General features: G+C 65.7%; 19 protein-coding genes. 7 read left to right on the top strand and 12 right to left on the bottom strand.

The annotated features are described in order from the left end of the window. Window positions 1–26 precede the first annotated feature (26 nt). The 3 genes from trpC to J0J06_RS06500 are packed head-to-tail and all read right to left on the bottom strand — an operon-like array spanning window position 27 to window position 2388. Complete coding sequence (gene trpC / locus J0J06_RS06510) at window positions 27–815, bottom strand: indole-3-glycerol phosphate synthase TrpC (RefSeq protein WP_294040500.1); 789 nt, start codon at window positions 813–815, stop codon at window positions 27–29. Then, window positions 812–1807, bottom strand: coding sequence for an anthranilate phosphoribosyltransferase (gene trpD, locus J0J06_RS06505; RefSeq protein WP_294040499.1), 996 nt, complete (start codon window positions 1805–1807; stop codon window positions 812–814). Before trpD ends, trpC begins: the two co-directional genes overlap by 4 nt. After that, window positions 1804–2388, bottom strand: a complete 585-nt coding sequence (locus J0J06_RS06500; protein ID WP_294040498.1) for an aminodeoxychorismate/anthranilate synthase component II — start codon at window positions 2386–2388, stop codon at window positions 1804–1806. Before J0J06_RS06500 ends, trpD begins: the two co-directional genes overlap by 4 nt. 147 nt (window positions 2389–2535) lie before the next feature. On the opposite strand from J0J06_RS06500, the gene J0J06_RS06495 reads away from it, so the two are divergent. After that, complete coding sequence (locus tag J0J06_RS06495; RefSeq protein WP_294040497.1) at window positions 2536–2958, top strand: hypothetical protein; 423 nt, start codon at window positions 2536–2538, stop codon at window positions 2956–2958. A 53-nt stretch (window positions 2959–3011) separates the two neighbouring features. Here the strand turns inward: J0J06_RS06495 and J0J06_RS06490 are convergent, their stop codons facing one another. Together J0J06_RS06490 and J0J06_RS06485 are read right to left on the bottom strand one after the other, a co-directional pair. Continuing rightward, a complete protein-coding gene (locus J0J06_RS06490) occupies window positions 3012–4520 on the bottom strand; it encodes a chorismate-binding protein (protein WP_294040496.1) in 1509 nt (502 codons plus the stop codon). Window positions 4521–4528: 8 nt separating this feature from the next. Then, the gene (locus J0J06_RS06485; RefSeq protein WP_294040495.1) at window positions 4529–6508 is read right to left on the bottom strand and encodes a peptidylprolyl isomerase; all 1980 of its coding nucleotides are present in this window, start codon (window positions 6506–6508) and stop codon (window positions 4529–4531) included. 118 nt (window positions 6509–6626) lie between these two features. Between J0J06_RS06485 and tpiA the strand changes: the two genes are divergently transcribed. Together tpiA and J0J06_RS06475 are read left to right on the top strand one after the other, a co-directional pair. Next, the gene (gene tpiA, locus J0J06_RS06480) at window positions 6627–7385 is read left to right on the top strand and encodes a triose-phosphate isomerase (protein WP_294040494.1); all 759 of its coding nucleotides are present in this window, start codon (window positions 6627–6629) and stop codon (window positions 7383–7385) included. A 62-nt stretch (window positions 7386–7447) separates the two neighbouring features. Continuing rightward, complete coding sequence (locus tag J0J06_RS06475; RefSeq protein ID WP_294040493.1) at window positions 7448–7738, top strand: hypothetical protein; 291 nt, start codon at window positions 7448–7450, stop codon at window positions 7736–7738. 31 nt (window positions 7739–7769) lie between these two features. Here J0J06_RS06475 and J0J06_RS06470 read toward each other — a convergent pair whose 3' ends face one another. From J0J06_RS06470 to rimO, 4 genes are all read right to left on the bottom strand, one after another. After that, window positions 7770–9152, bottom strand: a complete 1383-nt coding sequence (locus J0J06_RS06470) for a M17 family metallopeptidase (RefSeq protein WP_294040492.1) — start codon at window positions 9150–9152, stop codon at window positions 7770–7772. Then, window positions 9149–10552: a serine hydrolase gene (locus J0J06_RS06465; RefSeq protein WP_294040491.1), complete on the bottom strand. Its 1404-nt coding sequence runs from the start codon at window positions 10550–10552 to the stop codon at window positions 9149–9151. The genes J0J06_RS06470 and J0J06_RS06465 overlap by 4 nt, the downstream gene beginning before the upstream one ends. A 44-nt stretch (window positions 10553–10596) precedes the next feature. Further along, window positions 10597–11580 carry a hypothetical protein gene (locus tag J0J06_RS06460; RefSeq protein ID WP_294040490.1) on the bottom strand — a complete coding sequence of 328 codons (984 nt, stop codon included), beginning with the start codon at window positions 11578–11580 and terminating at the stop codon, window positions 10597–10599. A 158-nt stretch (window positions 11581–11738) separates the two neighbouring features. Further along, complete coding sequence (gene rimO / locus J0J06_RS06455; protein WP_294040489.1) at window positions 11739–13073, bottom strand: 30S ribosomal protein S12 methylthiotransferase RimO; 1335 nt, start codon at window positions 13071–13073, stop codon at window positions 11739–11741. 343 nt (window positions 13074–13416) lie between these two features. Between rimO and J0J06_RS06450 the strand changes: the two genes are divergently transcribed. The 4 genes from J0J06_RS06450 (at window position 13417) to J0J06_RS06435 (ending at window position 16100) form a co-directional block, all read left to right on the top strand. Then, entirely contained in the window at window positions 13417–13758 is a 342-nt protein-coding gene (locus tag J0J06_RS06450) for a hypothetical protein (protein ID WP_294040488.1), read from the top strand. After that, a complete protein-coding gene (locus tag J0J06_RS06445; RefSeq protein ID WP_294040487.1) occupies window positions 13755–14951 on the top strand; it encodes a DUF1343 domain-containing protein in 1197 nt (398 codons plus the stop codon). Before J0J06_RS06450 ends, J0J06_RS06445 begins: the two co-directional genes overlap by 4 nt. 7 nt (window positions 14952–14958) lie before the next feature. Beyond that, window positions 14959–15831, top strand: coding sequence for a hypothetical protein (locus J0J06_RS06440; RefSeq protein ID WP_294040486.1), 873 nt, complete (start codon window positions 14959–14961; stop codon window positions 15829–15831). 125 nt (window positions 15832–15956) lie between these two features. Further along, window positions 15957–16100, top strand: coding sequence for a hypothetical protein (locus tag J0J06_RS06435; RefSeq protein ID WP_294040485.1), 144 nt, complete (start codon window positions 15957–15959; stop codon window positions 16098–16100). Here the strand turns inward: J0J06_RS06435 and J0J06_RS06430 are convergent, their stop codons facing one another. The 3 genes from J0J06_RS06430 to J0J06_RS06420 form a co-directional block, all read right to left on the bottom strand. Further along, window positions 16101–17279 carry a VWA domain-containing protein gene (locus J0J06_RS06430; protein ID WP_294040484.1) on the bottom strand — a complete coding sequence of 393 codons (1179 nt, stop codon included), beginning with the start codon at window positions 17277–17279 and terminating at the stop codon, window positions 16101–16103. It lies immediately after the preceding gene. 27 nt (window positions 17280–17306) lie between these two features. Then, window positions 17307–17831 (bottom strand): CHAP domain-containing protein, encoded by a 525-nt coding sequence (locus J0J06_RS06425; RefSeq protein ID WP_294040483.1) that lies wholly within the window; start codon window positions 17829–17831, stop codon window positions 17307–17309. Window positions 17832–17895: 64 nt separating this feature from the next. Next, the gene (locus J0J06_RS06420; protein WP_294040482.1) at window positions 17896–18753 is read right to left on the bottom strand and encodes a DUF817 domain-containing protein; all 858 of its coding nucleotides are present in this window, start codon (window positions 18751–18753) and stop codon (window positions 17896–17898) included. Between the last annotated feature and the right edge of the window lie 28 nt (window positions 18754–18781).

Raw genomic sequence — 18781 nt, 5'->3', positions numbered from 1 at the left:
TTCGACAAGCTCAGCCCGAACGGGTTCTACTGTGCCAACAGCTCCCGCGTCGCCGCCTCCACATCGGCCGCGCGCATCAACGCCTCGCCGACCAGGAAGCAGTTGATGCCGTGCGCGCGCATCGCGTCGAGATCGGCGCGGCCGGTCAGCCCGCTTTCGGCGACGAAGGTGCAGCCTTCGGGCGCCTTGCCGACCAGCTCCCAGGTGCGGTCGAAACTGACGGTAAAGTCGCGCAAGTCGCGGTTGTTGACGCCGATCAGCCGCGACTTCAGCTTCAGAGCGCGTTCCATCTCGCGTTCGTCGTGCACCTCGACCAGCGCGTCGAGCCGGCAGTCGATCGCCGCCGCCTCGATCTCCGCCATCGCTCCGTCGTCCAGTGCGGCAACGATGATCAGGATCGCGTCGGCGCCCAGCGCGCGGCTTTCGTGAACTTGCCACGGATCGATCATGAAATCCTTGCGGATGACCGGCAGCGCGACGGCGTCATGGACGGCGCGAAGATAGGCGTCGTCACCCTGGAAATATTGCTCGTCGGTCAGGACCGACAGGCAAGTCGCGCCGCCCCGTTGATAGGCGCGGGCGTGGGCGGGCGGATCGAAATCGGCGCGGATCAAGCCCTTTGAGGGGCTGGCCTTCTTGATCTCGGCGATCAACGCGGGGCCGGTCTTCGCCCGCTTGTCGAGCGCGGCCTTGAACCCGCGCGGGGCGTCGCGGCGCGCGATCATCGCGTCCAGGCTGGCGAGCGAGGTGGTCGCCTTCTTCGCGGCGACCTCGGCGCGCTTGGTCTCGACGATGCGTTGCAGGATGTCGGTCATTTATAGGCGATCCAGCAGTCGAGCAGCGCGTTGGCAAGCCCGCGGTCGATCATTTCGGCCGCTTCCTCCGCACCCTCGGTTAGGCTGTCGACATGGCCCGCGACCATCAAGGCGGCGGCGGCGTTGATCAGGACAGCGTCGCGATAGGCGCCATGTTCGCCTTGGAGCAGGCGGCGCAAGGCGGCGGCGTTGTAGGCGGGATCGCCGCCATGGATCGCTGCGATCGGGTGACGGGGCAGGCCGGCATCCTCCGGCGCGATGCGGGCGGGCATCGAAAGCTGGCCGACGCTGATCGCGACGGTCGGCCCGGCGCCCGACACTTCGTCGAGCCCTTCCTCGCCCGACACGATCAGCCCGGCTTCGGTGCCGAGCGCGCCCAGCGCCTCGGCATAGGTTTCAGCATAATCGGGGCGGGCAATGCCGATCAGCTGGCGCGTGACGTGCGCGGGGTTGGCGAGCGGACCCATCAGGTTGAAGATCGTGCGCTTGCCGATGCGCCGGCGGATCGGGGTGATGCGCTTCATCGCCGGGTGGTGGTTGGCGGCGAACAGGAAACAGATGCCGAGATCGGCGAGAGTGGCCTGAGCCATCGCGCCGGCGCGCTCCATATCGAGGCCGAGCGCTTCGAGCGTGTCGGCGGCGCCGGCCTTGCTGGAGGCGGCGCGGTTGCCATGTTTGGCGACGGGGACGCCGTTGGCCGCGACCACCAGCGACACCGCGGTCGAGACGTTGAGCGTGTGGTGCCCGTCGCCGCCGGTGCCGCACACGTCGATCGCGGTCGGCGGCGCGTCGATCGGGATCAGGCGGTCGCGCAGCGCGCGGGCGGCCTCGGCGATCTCGATGCTGGTCTCGCCGCGATCGCTGAGCGCGATCAGGAAGTCGGCGATCGCTTCCTCGCTGGCTTTGGCGTCGAGGATGTCGGCGAAGGCCTGCCGCGCGGATTCGTGCGACAGCGGGGTCGCGGGATCGGGCAGCAGCGAGACGCTGGTCACGCCAACGCCTTCGGCTTCAGGCCCGCGATCTCCAGGAAGTTCGCCAGCAGCGCGTGGCCATGCTCGGTCGCGATGCTCTCCGGATGGAACTGCACGCCGTGGATCGGGAGGTCGCGGTGGCGGAAGCCCATCACGAAGCCGTCGTCGGCGGTCGCGTTCACCACCAGCTCGGCCGGAATTTCCTCGACCACCAGCGAGTGATAGCGCGTCGCCCGGAACGGGGAGGGGACGCCCGCGAACAGGCCCGTGCCGTCATGCGTGATCGCCGACGTCTTGCCGTGCATCAGCCCGCCGCGCACCACGCGCCCGCCGAAATGCTGGCCGATCGACTGATGGCCCAGGCACACGCCGAGCAGCGGCTTGCCCGCCTCCGCGCACGCCGCGACCAGATCGAGGCTGATCCCGGCCTCGTTGGGGGTGCACGGGCCGGGCGAGATCAGGAAGCCTTCGGCATTGCTCGCGATCGCGTCGCGCGCGGTCAGCGCGTCGTTGCGCACGACCCGCACCTCCTGGCCCAGCTCCATCAGGTAATGGACCAGGTTCCAGGTGAAGCTGTCGTAATTGTCGATAACCAGGATCATCGCGGTCCCGCTAGCGGGTCTCGTCCGCGACGACAATCGACACCGCGCCTTCGTTTCGCCGCGTTTCGGCCCGCGCGCGGTTGGATTGATACGGGATCGATCCTATCTCGGTGGCGTTGAAGCCACTCAACCAAAGGTCGCAGTTTCATGATCCGTACCGCTCTTGTCGCGCTGACCCTGCTCGCGCTCCCTGTCGGCGCCATCGCGCAGGACAAGCAGGCCGAATCCGGCCAGCCGCCCGCGCGGATCAAGTCGGTGACGATCAGCGCGACCGACAAATGTCCCGAATCGACCGCGGACGAGATTGTCGTCTGCAACCGCGTCGACAATCCCTATCGCATTCCCAAGGAACTGCGCGAGAGCGGGCCTATCCCCTCGAAGAACCAGGCCTGGACCACGCGGCTCGCGACCGACGAACAGACCAGCCGCGAGGCGGCGGGGTTGCCCGATACGTGTTCGCCGGTGGGATCGGGCGGGCAGACCGGCTGCGCGCGCGCGATCGCCCGCCAGTTCAAGGCGGAGAAACGCGCCAAGGGCACCAACGAGGATCCGAACCAGCCGGTGCAGTGATCGTCCTAGGTTAGGTTCAGGCCACGACGGGGTAGCGCCTTGATTGTGGAGGCCTACTGCCCGAACCGCGCATCCTGCGCCCGGGCGACGGCTTCGCGCGCAGCAGCGAGGAGGGCGCCGGCCTTCGCCTCGCATTCGCGCTGTTCGTATTCGGGGGTCGAATCCGCCACGATTCCAGCACCCGCCTGAACGTGCATCACGCCGTCCTTGACGATGGCGGTCCTGAGCACGATGCACGAATCCATCGATCCGTCGGGCGAGAAATAGCCGACGCCGCCGGCATAAGCGCCGCGCGCTTCTGGCTCGAGTTCGGCGATGATCTCGCACGCGCGAACCTTGGGCGCGCCAGAGACGGTCCCGGCGGGGAAACCCGCGAACAGCGCGTCGAGCGCGTCCTTGCCGTCATCCAGCCGCGCGACGACGTTAGAGACGATGTGCATGACGTGGCTGTACATCTCGACCGTATAACTGTCGGTGACGCGCACGCTGCCGGCCGCGCCGACGCGACCCGCATCGTTACGCCCGAGATCGAGCAGCATCAGATGCTCGGCGCGTTCCTTGGGATCGGCGAGCAGGGACGTGCGGTTTTCCTCGTCTTCGCTGGCGGTCGCGCCGCGCGGGCGCGTGCCGGCGATCGGACGGATCGTGACGTCGCCGTCGCGCAGCCGGACGAGGATTTCCGGACTCGACCCAGACAGCGCGAAATCGGGCAGATCGAGGAAATACAGGAACGGCGAGGGGTTGATTCGCCTGAGCGCGCGGTAGAGTTCGATCGGCGGCAGCACGAACGGTGCGGTGAAGCGTTGCGCGAGCACGACCTGAAAGATGTCGCCAGCCGCGATATAGTCCTTCGCCTTGAGCACCATCGACCGATATGCGCCCTCGGGCAGCACCGGGGTCAAAGCGGGTTCGGGTAAATCGCCGGCGCGTGGGGCAGGGGCGGCGGCGCTTGCCAGCCGCGCCGCGACCGCGTCGATCCGCTCCTCCGCCAGGGCGATCGCACGGTCTGCAGTCAGGCCGCTGTCGGGCCAGAGCGGCGCGACGAGGAACAATTGGTCCGCCAGCCGGTCGAAGATCAGCACAACGGTCGGGCGAACGAACACCATGTCGGGGAGGCCCAGGCCGTCGCCTGCGGGACGCGGCAGCGTTTCGACCAATCCCACCGTCTCATAGCCGAAATAGCCGACCAGACAGGCCAGCGCGCGCGGCAGTTCGGGGGGGACGGCGTCCATCCGGCACGACGCGACGAGATCGCGAAAGGCGTCGAGGGTCGGCTTGCCGGCGTCCGCAAACGCCGCGCGGTCGGTCAGCCAGTGCCGGTTGATTTCCGCTCGCTCGCCCTTCGCGCGAAACACCAAATCGGGGGCGAGCCCGAGCAGGCTGTGCCGCCCGCGCACCGCGCCGCCCTCGACCGATTCGAGCAGGAAGTCGCCGCGTTCGGGCTCGATCAGCTTGAGCGCGGCGGCGACCGGCGTTTCGGTATCGGCAACTTGCCTGCGCCACACGAGCGCGGGCCGTCCGGCGGCGATCGCCGCCCGCGCCGCTTCCGCCCCCTCGACCATCGCCGGACTTACTGGCCGTCGGGCGAACCGCCCTGGCCAAGCAGTTCGGCGCGCAGCGCATTGATCGCCGCGTCGTTGCGCTTCACGCCCACCTGATTGCGCACCGCCCGGACGAACTGCTGGGCATATTCGTCGGCAGCCTGACCGCCGAGATAGGCCTGCAACCTCTTGATCTCGTCGGGTTTCTGGCGGGCGTCGCCTCGCTGGATCGAATCGGTGACGATCACGAACCAGCCGCCCTTGTATGGCGCTTCGAGTACCTTTGCGGCGCCCTGCGGCGTGTTGAACAACAGGATCAGGCCGCGGTCGGGCTTGTTCGTGCCGACGAGTTGTCCGCGCGTGCCGGTGATGGGCTTGGTCGCGTCGAACGCGATGCCGGTTTCGGCCAGGGCCTTGGCGAGCGGCGTTCCCTTGCCGACCTTGTCGCGGACGGCGGTGGCGACGTCGCGCGCCGCGCGCACCTGGCGATCGACGATGAAGTTCTTCTTCACCTCGTCGATCACGCTGGCGAGCGGACGCGGCGCGGCGGGAACGACCTTGTCGAGCTTGACCAGCGCGAAGCCGCCCTCCTTGTCGACCGGCGCGATTTGCGGATTGTCCTCGACATCGGCCTGGAACGCGACCGCGCTCAGGACCGCGCGCAGCGGATCGGGCTGGGCGGGGGGCGGCGTCTTGGTGTCGGGATCGTTCCCCTGCGCGTCGAGCGCGGGCGAGGATTGAAGCGTCAGGGAGAGCTTCTGCGCGATCTCGTCGATGGTCGCGTTGTTGGCGATCGCGTCGCTGATCTGGGCGCGCAAAGCGCTGGCGGCGACGGCGGTCTTCTGGTCGGTCAGGGTCTTGACCAGGTCAGGCTTGGCCTGTTCCAGCGTCTTGCCGGGGACCTTGGTGATCTTTTCGAGATGGATCACCGCCCAGCCGAGCGCGGTCTTGACCGGCCCGATCACTGCGCCTTCGTTGGCGGCGAACAGCTGGTCGGCGATCGCGGCGCTGGTCTGGGCGGCGTAGGCCGCCTTAGTCTGGTCGGCGAGCAGACCGGCGTCGAGTCCGACCGCCTTGGCCGCGGCCTCGATCGGGGTGCCGCTGCGGACCTTTGCCGCCAGCGCATCGGCGCTTTTCTGGTCGAGCAGCACGACCTGACGCATCGATCGTTTCTCGGTCGGCGCGAAGGTCGCGGCGGCAGCGGTATAGGCCTTGGCGATCTCGGCGTCGGTGGGCGCCGACTTGGCGCGCAGATCGGCGATCGAGACGGTGGCATACCGTACCGAACGGCGTTCCGGCACGGTGTAGCGGTCGATATTCGCCTTGTAATAAGCGGCGGCTTCGGCGTCGGTGACGGGGGCGCCCTGCGGGATTTTCTTCGTGTCGATGAACGCGACCGTACCGGTGCGCTTTTCGAGCAGCATCGACGCATACGGCGTCGCGATCGAGGCTGGTGCGGCCAGCGTGCCGGTCGCCTGCGGCAACATCGGTCCGATCACGAGCTGGGCCAGCATGTTGCGCCCGATTTCGGTGTGGAGCTCGGCGTCGCCCATCCGCTGTTGAGCGAGAAATTGCTTGTAGAGTTCGCGGTCGAACTTGCCGTCGAGCCCCTTGAACTGCGGCTGCGACGTGATTTCCGTGTCCGCCAGCGCGCGGCCGACGCGCATCCCCTGGCTTTCGCCGAACAAAGCCAGCGCGGTCGAGTTGATGCGGTTCTCGAACGGACCGTCAAAGCCGCCCTTGGTGATGAATTCCTCCATCGTCAGTTGCGGGTATTGCTGGCGATAGGCGTTGATCGTCCGTTCGGTATTGGCCCGGATCTCGGTCGACGTGACCGCTTCCTTGCCGATCGTGACCAGCGTCGATCCGGTCGGGCCGCCATTGACCGCGTTCGAGCGCAGTCCGGTCACGTCGCCCAGCCCGAACGCCAGCGCGATGATGCCGAGCACGGCGAAGGTAATGATGAGGCCGACCTTCGAATTCAGAAAGCCGCGAAAGATACCGAGCATGGAAACCGATCGATTGTGCGAAAATGATCGCTCGCTTTAGGGGGAGGGCGCGCAGGCATCAAGCGGGTTGCCTGTTGCCCCGCGCGCGTTATCGCGGGCGGCGAAAACGGGAGGATCTATGACACGGCGCAAGCTGATCGCGGGCAATTGGAAGATGAACGGGAGTTTGGCGTCGCTGGTCGAGCTCGACGGCATTCGCACGGCGGCGCTGGCCGCGCCGGAGGTCGATGTCGCGGTGGCGGTCCCCGCGACGCTGATCGCGCCTGCCGTTCAGCTCGTTCCCGGCCTGGCGATCGGGGCGGAGGACGTGCATGCCGCCGACAAGGGCGCGCATACCGGTTGCGTATCGGCGGCGATGGTCAAGGAAGCGGGGGCGATCTTCACGATCGTCGGGCATAGCGAGCGCCGCGCCGACCAGTGCGAGACCGACGCCGATGTGAAGGGCAAGGCGGAGGCCGCGTATCGCAACGGCATCGCGGCCATCCTGTGCGTCGGCGAAACGCTCGACCAGCGTGATGCGGGCGATGCGGAAGCGGTGGTGACGGCGCAGGTCGCGGGGTCGCTGCCCGATGGCGCGGCGGCGGACTGGCTGTCGATCGCCTATGAACCGGTCTGGGCGATCGGCACCGGGCGCACGCCGACGGCGGCGGATGTCGCGGCGATGCACGGCGCGATCCGCGAACAGCTGCGCGCGATGATCGGCAATCAGGCCGAGGGGATGCGGATATTGTACGGCGGGTCGGTGACGCCCGACAATGCAGCGGAACTGCTCGGCGCGGGCGACGTCGACGGCGCGCTGGTCGGTGGCGCAAGCCTGACGGCTGCCAAATTCGTGCCGATCATCGAGGCCGCTGCTGTCGTTGGGGACGTCGGCTAACGACCTACTTGCGGACATCGGTGCGCTCTGGTCTTGTAAGAAAGAACTTCGGAGCGTTTGCGATGATCAGCGTGCGGCGAGAAAGCACAGGTATGGGTGATTGGCGCTACTTGTTGTGGGGCGCGCTATGTTTGCTGCTCGCATTGCCGCTTGTCGCAATGCAATTCACAAAAGAGGTTGTCTGGGATCTTAACGACTTCCTGGCTGCTGGCTTGCTGTTAGGGTGTCTCGGAGGCTCGGTTGAGTTGGCTTTTCGCGCGTCCACGCGATGGAACATCCGCTCTCTAATCGTTTCGATAGCGTTGGGCGTCGTAATGCTTATCTGGGCCGACGCAGCGGTGGGCATTTTCTGAGCGAGCGACAGCTTCCCAATCAGTTACTCATTTACCCAAACCGCCCCCTTAGCATCGCCCACGCCGCGCGCAGCCCATACGCTTCGCCACCCTTGGGTCGTCCATTCTTCGCGGTCGGGCGCCAGGCGAACGTGTCCAGGTGCGCCCAGGCGGCGCCTTCGGGGACGAAGCGGCGGAGGAACAGCGCCGCCGTCACCGCGCCGGCATAGCCGTTGTCGGGGGCGTTGATCAGGTCGGCGATGTCGGACTTGAGATACTCGTCATAGCCGTCCCACAGCGGCATTCGCCACAGTGGGTCATAGGTCGCCGTTCCTGCCGCCAGCAGCTCGTTTGCCAGCGCCTCGTCGTTGACGAAGGTCGCGGGCAAATCCGGGCCGAGCGCTACACGCGCTGCGCCAGTGAGGGTGGCAAAATCGATGATCAGCTCCGGCTTGTCTTCGCCAGCCTTGGTCAGCGCGTCACCCAGGACGAGGCGGCCTTCGGCGTCGGTGTTCGTGTTCTCGACCGTCAGGCCCTTGCGCGTCGCCAGCACGTCGCCGGGGCGGAAGGCGTCGGCGGATATGGAGTTCTCGACCGCCGGGATCAGCAGGTGGAGCCGCACCGGCAGCCGCGAGTCCATGATCAGGCTTGCCAGCGCCAGCGCGTGCGCCGCGCCGCCCATGTCCTTCTTCATCAGCCGCATGCCGCTGGCCGGTTTGATGTCGAGTCCGCCCGAATCGAAGCACACGCCCTTGCCGATCACAGCGATACGCGGGTGCTTGGGGTTCCCCCATTCGAGTTCGATCAGGCGGGGCGCGCGATGCTTGGCAGCGGCGCGGCCGACCGCGTCGATCATCGGATAGCCCTTCGCCAGCGCATCGCCGCGCGTGACGTGGGTGGTGGCGTGATGCTTCTTCGCGAGCTTCTCCGCTTCGGTCTCGAGCTCGGCCGGACCCATGTCCGACGACCCGGTATTGACCAGGTCGCGCACCAGGGTGGTGGCCTGGGCGAGGCGAACGGTTTCGTCGATGCTCGCCGGATCGCCGGTCAGCAGGACGCGTGGGCCGCTGTCCTTGTCGGGCTTGGTATAACGATCGAACCGGTATTGCGCGAGCAGCCAGCCGAGTCCCGCGGCGCCGACCTCAGCGGGTTTCAGGCGATAGGTGCCTTCGGGCAGGAACCCTGGCTGCGACGCGACGCGCCACGGCGATGACAGATCATCATCGCACACCAGCAGCGCCGACCAGTCCTCGCCCTCGCCGGGCAGGATCGCCTTGTTGCCCGCCTTGCCCGTCACCTTCTGGGCGTCGAGCAGCGCGCGGATGCGCTTTGGTTGGCCCTTCAGCCAGTCGGCATAGTCGTCCGGATGAATGACTTCGATCGTGCGCGCCGGCTGGCCGCGATCGGGCTGGAGCAGCGCGGCAAAGTCGGTCACTGGCCGCTCGGCGTGACGAGGAACTGCTCGATCTTGCCCGTCGCCGGGTCGAAGAAGGTGCTGAGGTTCAGCGTGCGGTCGGCATATTTGATGACATAGCCGCGGATGACGAACCCGCCGCGCAATGTGCCGCCGCCGCGGGGCGTGAAGCTCTGCGGGTCGCCGAGCGGGCCGAGGCTGGCGCGGTAATCGGCGATCGCCGTCGGCGTGAAATAGTAATTGGCGTCCTCGGTCAGCAGCAACCGGTCGAGCGTGCCGCCGCGCAATTGGTCGAAGACCACGCGCGCTTTCGTGGCGGCCTGTGCTTCGTCCCCGCTCGCGGTCTTGGCGGGCGGTGGCAGGAAGGTGGCGGCGAGCTTGCCGGCGATCTGCGACGCCGCGCCCGCCGACCAGCTGTTGGTCAGGACGACGAACGCGGCCTTGTCTTTCGGATAGACAACGTTCTCGGAAATGAAGCCGACCGCTTCGCCGCTATGCTCGATCCCGACGCGTCCGTTGATGTTACGGACGAAAACCCCAAGCCCGTACCGAGTGTCCGTGCCGTCGGTCAGCTTGACCGTGGTTTCCTGCGCTTCCCAGTCGTCGCCGGGGAGCAGGCTGCGGTTGATTCGCGCGATGTCCCACTTGGCGAGGTCCGCCGCCGACATCGACAGTTCGCCGGCGGCGTATAGCCAGCCCGGCGCCGACGGCTTTTCAGGTCGCACCGGGCCGAGCGCATAGCGGCCATAACCTTGCGGGAAAGCTGGGCCGATCGCCTTGTCCTGGTCGATCGCCTTCATCCCGAGCGGCTTGAAGATCTTCTCCTGGAGGTATGCGAGCAAGGGCTTGCCCGCCGCCTTCTCCACGATCATTCCGGCGACGACATAGGCGGTGTTCGAATATTGCCACTGCGCGCCCGGTTCGAAATCGAGCGGCTTCTTCGCCCAGCGATCGACGATGCCCTGCGGCGTGGTGGCCTTGGCCATCGCGGCGAAGCTGTAATCCTGCGGCCAGTAATCCTGCAGCCCCGATGTGTGGCTGAGCAATTGCCGCAGCTTGATCTTGTCGCCGCCCGATATGCCGGGAAGCCATTTCGACACGGTGTCGTCGAGGCTCAGCTTGCCCTCATCCTCGAGCAGCAGCAGCGCGGCGGCGGTGAACTGCTTGGAGATGGAGGCGATCTGGTAGGGCCGGTCCGCGCTCGTATCCTTCAGCGTTTCGGACTGTTTGCCATAGGCTTTGGCCAGTACGATCTTCCCGTCGCGGACGATCGCGATGGAAGCGGACGGCACCCCGGTTTTGGCGAGCGCGTCGCTGACGATCGCATCGACCTGTGCGGTTTCGGCGGGGGTAAGGTCCTGCGCCAGGACCGGCGTGGCGAGCAGGACGAACGGGAGCGCGAGCAAATGGCGTGGTGTCATGGCAGCGCACCATAACCGCGCGGACGCGGTGCGCTAGTCCCGGTTTAGCGCCACTTCTTGCGCTTGGGCGGACGGATCGGCTCGGGCGCGCGTGGCGGGCGCAGCGACAGGCCCTCGATCGGCGCGCAGCGATCCATCACAATCCCGATCATCGCCAGCAACCGGCTGCGCGCATCGCCGAGGCCCGAGGGTGTGACGCCGCGCTCCTGCGTTTCCAGATTCACATAGGGCAAGCCGTGGAACAGCGCGAAGTTGGACAGCGACCCGTCGCTGGTCATCACGCGTTCGAGCATGATGTTCATGTCGGCATCGGCGAGCGCCCCGACGCAATAGCCGTCGCCGGGTCCGCCGCTGCCGGGGTAGGATACGATCGCGACGCTGTCGGTGTCGTCGAACGGCCAGTCTGCATAGACCGAGCGGCGCGGCGTGTAGAGGTCGTTGCACAGCAGAACCGAAATCTCGCCCCTGCCGGTATAGGCCGGGGGCGGAGGTCCGCAGAGCGAAGAGGCCGCGTCGTAGCCCGCTTCGTTGGTGTGGAGCGCAACGATCAGCCGCGGCGGCTGGCCGAGGCCTGCGAGGATCTCGCGGGCGTAATTGGGCGTCTCGTCGCGAAAGTTGCGGTTGGGGTCGATCGGCTTGCCGAACGCGACGTCGCCGTTCATCCGGCTGTCCGGCCCGCTGGTCGACCGCGCTTCCTCGACCGCGATGACCTGGCCGCCATAGGCGCGCACAGCGTAGATCGCGGCCTGGAACGCGGCATTTTCGTTATCGTGCGGGACGAACCAGAGCGGGCCCTTGGGTTTGCGGATATTATCGATGCGATAGATACGCCAAAAGGCGCGGTCGTCGCGGAATTCAATGCGGGTGACGGTAAGTCCCTCCCACAAGGCGGGGTCGGCGAGGCGAGTGAAATCGTCCGTCCCCATCGTCAGCGGATCAACGGACGAGACGATCCGCTGCGGCGCGACTTGCGCGGGCGCCATGCTCGCGACGAGCAGGCCGAACAGGATTATCAGCGCCTTGACCATCAGGGCTGGTTTAGATCACACGAGAAGCGAGAGCCAAAGCTAGTCGAGTCCGGGATCGGGACTCAGCTATCAATCGTCATGCCGGACTTGATCCGGCATCCCGCTTCTTCCTTCTTCACAAGCTGGACCCCGGCTCAAGGCCGGGGTGACGGAGGGGGTTAGGCGGAGGTTGGAACCCCATACAGATCGTGGTCGTCGGCGTCCTCGACGACCGCAGGCACGATGTCGCCGACGTTCAGATGTCCGGCGTCGCGCAGGAAGACCTCGCCGTCGATCTCCGGCGCGTCGGCATAGGAGCGGCCGGTCGCGCCGCCTTCGTCATCCACCGCATCGACGATCACGTCGAACGTACGCCCGACCTTGGCGGCGAGTTTCGCCGCGCTGATCGCCGCGGTCTTTTCCATGATACGGGCGTAGCGCTCTTCCTTGACCTCGTCGGGCACATGATCGGGCAGGGCGTTCGCCGCGGCACCCTCCACGGGTTCGAACCGGAACGCGCCGACGCGATCGAGCTGCGCTTCGTCCAGCCAGTCGAGCAGATACTGGAAATCCTCCTCGGTCTCGCCGGGGAAGCCGACCACGAAGGTCGATCGGATCGCGATGTCGGGCACCATCGCACGCCACGATTTGACGCGTTCGAGCACCTTGGCCTCGTTGGCGGGGCGCTTCATCAGCTTCAGCACGTTGCGGCTGGCATGCTGGAAAGGGATGTCGAGGTACGGGAGGATGAGCCCCTCCGCCATCAGCGGAATGACCTGATCGACATGCGGATACGGATACACGTAGTGCAGCCGCACCCACGGCGCGATCTTGCCGAGTTCGCGCGCCAGGTCGGTCATGTGGGCGCGGACTTCGTGGCCGTGCCACATCCGCGGGAAATGCTTGATGTCGACGCCGTACGCCGACGTGTCCTGGCTGATGACCAGCAGTTCCTTCGTGCCCGCCTCGACCAGTTTCTCCGCCTCGCGCAGGATCGCGTCGGGGCGGCGCGATACCAGATCGCCGCGCAGGCTGGGAATGATGCAGAAGGCGCAGCGGTGGTTGCAGCCCTCCGAAATCTTCAGATAGCTGTAGTGGCGCGGGGTGAGCTTCAGGCCGCTTTCCGGCACCAGGTTGAGGAAGGCGTTGGGCGGCATCGGCGCCGCGTCGTGCACCGCGCCGACGACCTGCTCATATTCGTGCGCACCGGTGATCGCGAGTACCTTCGGGAAGCGCGCGCGGATCGTCTCGGCTTCCTTGCCCATGCAGCCGGTGACGATGACCCGGCCGTTTTCGGACAGCGCCTCGCCGATCGCTTCAAGCGATTCCTCCTTGGCGGAATCGAGGAAGCCGCAAGTGTTGACCAGCACGACGTCGGCCCCGGCATAATCGGGCGACATCTGATAGCCGTCGCTGCGCAGTTTGGTCAGGATGCGTTCGCTGTCGACAAGGTTCTTGGGACAGCCGAGCGACACCATGCCGACGCGCGGCGGGGAGGGAAGGATTGTTGCCATGGGAAGGCGCGGCACATAGCGACACTTGCAGATATTTTCCAGCGCTTGCCTTTTTGCGCCTCCCCGGCGAAGGCCGGGGTCCAGCAACGAGCCGGCCGCAACTGGACCCCGGCCTTCGCCGGAGGGGCGTGAAGTGGCTAGATATTCGCTTATTCCACACCCCGAAACGCCGGCTAAGGGCGTGACTTCGATTGCGGTCCAAACCTCCGTCGGTCAAGAACGACCTACCGACTTTTGGTTGGAATTTTGCATCGCACATGACGGATCGCTGTTGCTACCCCCAATGCTAGAGCCAGAGCGTGCGGACGAATTGTGGAAAACGACATGCTGCGAAGTGTTCGTGATGCCCGATGGCGGCGGCGATTACATCGAGTTCAACCTGTCGCCCTCTTTCCGGTGGGCCGCTTATGGGTTCGAAGGCTATCGTGCTGGCATGCGCAACGTCGATCTTGCTTTCGATCCGGAGATTGAAAGTACGCCGAACACGCCGGGTTGGTATTGGCTCGCTGCGGAACTGGACCTGTCGATGCTCAAAACGCTCGATGCGAAGATCGGCCTGAGCGTCGTGATTGAGGAAACCGACGGCACCAAATCCTACTGGGCGCTCGCGCACGCGCCCGGGCCGCCCGATTTCCATAACCCGGATTGCTTTATCGCCAAGCTCCCGGCACCTGACGCCCCATGAAATTCGGTATCGATCGCCTGCTCGCCGACCCCGACCTGCGCAAGCCGCTCGCGGGCAAGCGCGTCGCGCTGCTCGCGCATCCGGCGTCGGTGACGGCGGACCTGACGCATTCGCTCGACGCGCTCGTGGCGAGCGGCCTCAACGTATCTGCGATGTTCGGGCCTCAGCATGGCGTGCGCGGCGACCTCCAGGACAATATGATGGAGTCGCCCGATTACACCGACCCGACCTACAATATCCCGGTCTTCAGCCTCTACGGCGAGGTGCGGCGGCCGAGCGGGCAGTCGATGGGGACGTTCGACACGATCCTGATCGACCTGCAGGACGTCGGGTGCCGTATCTATACCTTCGTCACGACTCTGCTCTACGTCCTCGAAGCGGCGGCCGAGCACGGCAAGTCGGTATGGGTGCTCGATCGGCCCAATCCGGCCGGGCGCCCGGTCGAGGGGCTGACTTTGCTGCCCGGCTGGGAGAGCTTTGTGGGGGCGGGGCCGATGCCGATGCGGCACGGCATGACATTGGGCGAGATGGGCAAGTGGTTCATCGACCACTTCAAGCTTGACGTCGACTATCGCGTCATCGCGATGGAGGGCTGGGCGCCCGAGGCCGCGCCGGGCTTCGGCTGGCCGCCCGAGCGGGTGTGGATCAACCCAAGCCCCAACGCCGCCAACGTCAACATGGCGCGCGCCTATGCCGGCACGGTGATGCTCGAGGGCACGACGCTGAGCGAGGGTAGGGGGACGACGCGGCCGCTCGAACTGTTCGGTGCGCCCGACATCGACGCCAAGGCGGTGATTGCGGAGATGCACCGGATCGCGCCGCAGTGGCTGGCCGGTTGCACGCTACGCGACATCTGGTTCCAGCCGACCTTCCACAAGCATGCCGGGCAACTCTGCAACGGCGTGTTCATCCATGCCGAGGGCGCGGCGTACGACCATGCGGCGTTCAAGCCGTGGCGGCTCCAGGCACTGGGGTTCAAGGCGATCCGGTCGCTCTATCCAGACTACGATCTGTGGCGCGATTTCCCATACGAATACGAGTTCGACAAGCTGGCGATCGACGTCATCAACGGCGGGCCGGGATTGCGCGAATGGGTCGATGACTCGACCGCGCTGCCCGGCGATCTGGACGCGCTGACGCGGCCCGACGAGGCCGCGTGGACCGATGTGCGGCGGCCGCACCTGTTGTATTGAGGCGTATATGATCGAACGTGCCCTGATCGCGGTCCTGCTCTCGGCAATGCCTGCCGCCGCGCTTGCCCAGAGCTCAGCACCGGCCGCGCCAAACGATGACATCGTCGTACGCGACCGCCGCACCGCCGACCGTAAGGCTGTGGAGCGCTATGTCGGGGAAATATCGGTCCGCACCGACACGCAATTGGCGCGCTTTCACCAACCGATCTGTCCAGTCGTCATCGGGTTGCCCCGCGACTATGCCGCAATCGTCGAGCGGCGGATCGTCGCCGATGCGCTTGCCGCAGGCATGTCGGTCGATCGCAAAACGAAATGTTCGCCAAACCTGATCGTCGTGATCGCGGAGAACGGCAGTGCTCTCGTTGCAGACATTCGCCGTCGCCGCAGCGGTTGGCTGGAAGGGCTGACTGCGGGGGAAATCGACGCCCTAATTGCGCCCGCCCCGGCGCGGGCATGGAGCGTGACATCGCTTCGCAACGAAGACGGGCAGGGGCTGAAGAAGACGCGTGACGAGGCCGGCCCCAACCCGCTGGGGGGAATCCCGACGTTGCGCGTGATGTCGGCGTCGATCATCAAGGCGCCGACCCGTCAGGATATGGAAGCGTCATTCGTGGTGATCGATGAGGCGGCGACGGTCGGATTTAGCCTGCGCCAGATTGCAGATTATGCGGCTATGCGCGGTCTGGCGCATACTCGACCGCCTGCGCCAGGCGGAACGATCGACACGATTTTGACGCTGCTCGACGGTTCGCCGACACCGCCGCGATCGTTGACCGCCACGGACTCAGCCTATCTCCGGGCGTTGTACGCGTCGGACGGACGTTCCGCCGCCGTGACCGAGCGAAGCGCGATCGCAAGGCGGATTGCGAAGGGAAAATAGGCGAAATACGAATCAAACCAACGCTTTGCCGTATGCTTCTGTCGGTTAGTCCCAAAGTGGATGCAATAAGTGTCATAATTTACATCAATAAGGCTGTCGGGAATCGCAGGGGCGGGGACAGCCCAATGGAATCGGATATTCGTTTTTACGCGCGCCGTCTGGCGCAGGAGCAGGTCGCGGCGCGCACCGCGCTGACGGCCGAAGCGCGGAGTCGCCGGCTAGCGCTGGTCGCCAAGTTCGAGGCGAAACTCGCGCAGCTTTGCGGCTGATCACCGCTTCCGTGTCAATTCCCGCATCGCGTCGTCCAGTCCGGCGAGCGTCAGCGGGTACATGCGGTCGTTCATCAGCTCGCGCATGATCTTGATCGACTGCGAATAGCCCCATTGCTCTTCCTTGATCGGGTTGAGCCATACCGCGGCCGGATAGGTCGTCGTCAGCCGGTGCATCCACACCGCGCCCGATTCCTCGTTGAAATGCTCGACCGAGCCGCCGGGATGCGTGATTTCGTAGGGGCTCATCGATCCATCGCCGACGATCACGAGTTTATAGTCATGGCCGTATTTGTGGAGCACGTCCCACATCGGCGTGCGCTCGGCGAAGCGCCGGCGATTGTCCTTCCATACGCCCTCGTACGGGCAGTTATGGAAGTAGAAGAACTCCAGGTTCTTGAACTCGCTGGTCGCGGCCGAGAAAAGTTCCTCGCAGAGCTTGATCCACGGGTCCATCGACCCGCCCACGTCGAGGAATAGCAGCAGCTTGACTGCATTGTGCCGCTCCGGCCGCATGCGGATGTCGAGCCAGCCCTGCCGCGCGGTGCCGTCGATCGTGCCGTCGATGTCGAGCTCGTCGGCCGATCCTTCGCGCGCGAAGCGGCGCAGGCGACGCAGCGCGACCTTGATGTTGCGCGTGCCGAGCTCGCGCGTGTTGTCGAGATTCCTGAACTCGCGCTGGTCCCAGACCTTGATCGCCTTGCCATGCTTCGATTCGCCGCCGATCCGCACGCCTTCGGGATTGTAGCCGTCATTGCCGTAGGGCGACGTGCCGCCGGTGCCGATCCACTTGTTGCCGCCCTGGTGGCGCTTTTCCTGTTCCTCGAGCCGCTTCTTCAGCGTCTCCATGATCTCGTCCCACGAGCCGAGGGACTTGATCTTCTCCATTTCCTCGGGCGTCAGATATTTTTCGGCGACCGACTTCAGCCAGTCGGCGGGAATCTCGGCCTGCGTGGTGCCATAGGTTATTGCGATGCCTCTGAATACCTTGGCGAAGACCTGGTCGAAGCGGTCGAGCAGCCCCTCGTCCTTCACGTACACCGCGCGGGACAGGTAATAGAAATCCTCCGGCGTGCGGCTGATCACGTCCTTGTCGAGCGCTTCGAGCAGGATGAGGTGCTCCTTCAGGCTGGCGGGGATGCCGGCGGCGCGGAGCTCGTCGAGGAAGTTGAAGAACATGCGCGCCAGCGTAACGCGCGTTTCGCCTCAGCGATAGGCGTCGATCAGCGCGCCGACATAGTCGGGCTGTTTCGCGGTCAGTTCCGGGGCCGTCCTGGTCTTGCGGTCGGGATAGATAAAGCCGTTGACACGATAGGTCGTGCTACCCAGCCCGTCATTGTCGCGATACCAGACGCGGACTTCGCTCCAATCATTGTCGCGGCTGACGTCATAGACCGTGACGTCCTGTTCGGCATGGCCGCGCTCGCCGTTCTGACGCGACCAGTTGGCGTGCGTCAGCATCAGCACGCGGCCATCGACGATCCGGCTGACGACGGCGACATGGCCGAGCGGCAGGCGGTCCTGCTTCGCGAACGCCATGACCGACCCAACCCTGGGCGTCTCGCCGCGCTGATAGCGGCCCTCCGCCTGGTCCCACCACGTCCAGGCGTCGCCGTAGATCTGGATGCCGGAAGCGGCGCGCGCGAAGGGCACGCACTGGCCAACATAATCGAGCAAAGACGCGGCCTGCGCCGGCAACGCAACCGCGCCGGCCAGCATCGCCGCAAGCATTCCGCCGAAGATAGTTCCACCCCGCATGACCCGCCGACGTTACGGCAACGCAGTTAAAGGATGATTATTCGCGCGGCGATTTCCGGCCGTGGACCAGCGAGACCATCACGAACGAAATGATCATCAGCAGATACCATGCGCCGAGCTTGGCCGGGCTGACCAGTTCCCAGCCTTTGCGCTGGTTGGGGTAGGACCAGGCATGCGCGAAAGTACCGATATTTTCCGCGAACCAGATGAACAAGGCGACCAGGAACCAGCCGACGAGAAGCGGCATGCGGCGCTCGGCTCGCCAGACGGTGAAATAGACCTGGGTGCGCCAGAACAGCAGGGCGGTCGCCGCAAACAGGCCGAGCCGGATGTCGGGCAGCCAATGGTGCGCGAAGAAATTGATATAGATCGCGACAGCCAGCACGATCGTCGTCCAGAGCGGCGGATAGGGCTCGAAGCGAAAGCGGAAGATGCGCCAGACGCGGGCGATGTAGCTGCCCACCGCGGCGTACATGAACCCCGAATAGAGCGGCACCATGCCGATGTGTAGCACGCCGCCATCGGCATAGTTCCAGGATCCCGAGCGCGTCTTGAACTGCTCCATGATCGTGCCTGTGACGTGGAAGGCGAGGATGACCTTCGCCTCCTCCCAATTCTCCAGCCGGAAAGCGAGCATGCCCGCCTGGATCAGCACCGCCATGATCGTCAGAAAATCGTTGCGGGCGAGCGGGGCGTCGGCCGGATAGAAGAAATGTGTGCCGAGCAGCAGCGCGAGCATCAGCGCGCCGAACAGGCACGCCCAGCCCTGCTTGAACCCGAACAGCAGGAATTCGTATATCCACAGCCGCCATCCGGCCCGGGGCGTCCGCGCCTCGAGCGCTGCACGGACACGGGCGAAGCGCGTGGCGCCCTTTACGTTGTTCGGATCGCTCATCCCGACTCCTTCGTCACCCCGGCCCTGT

Origin of the sequence: Sphingomonas sp. (assembly GCF_017304615.1) — a bacterium.
GTDB lineage: Bacteria > Pseudomonadota > Alphaproteobacteria > Sphingomonadales > Sphingomonadaceae > Sphingomonas.
This window is presented reverse-complemented; position numbering and strand designations above follow the sequence as displayed.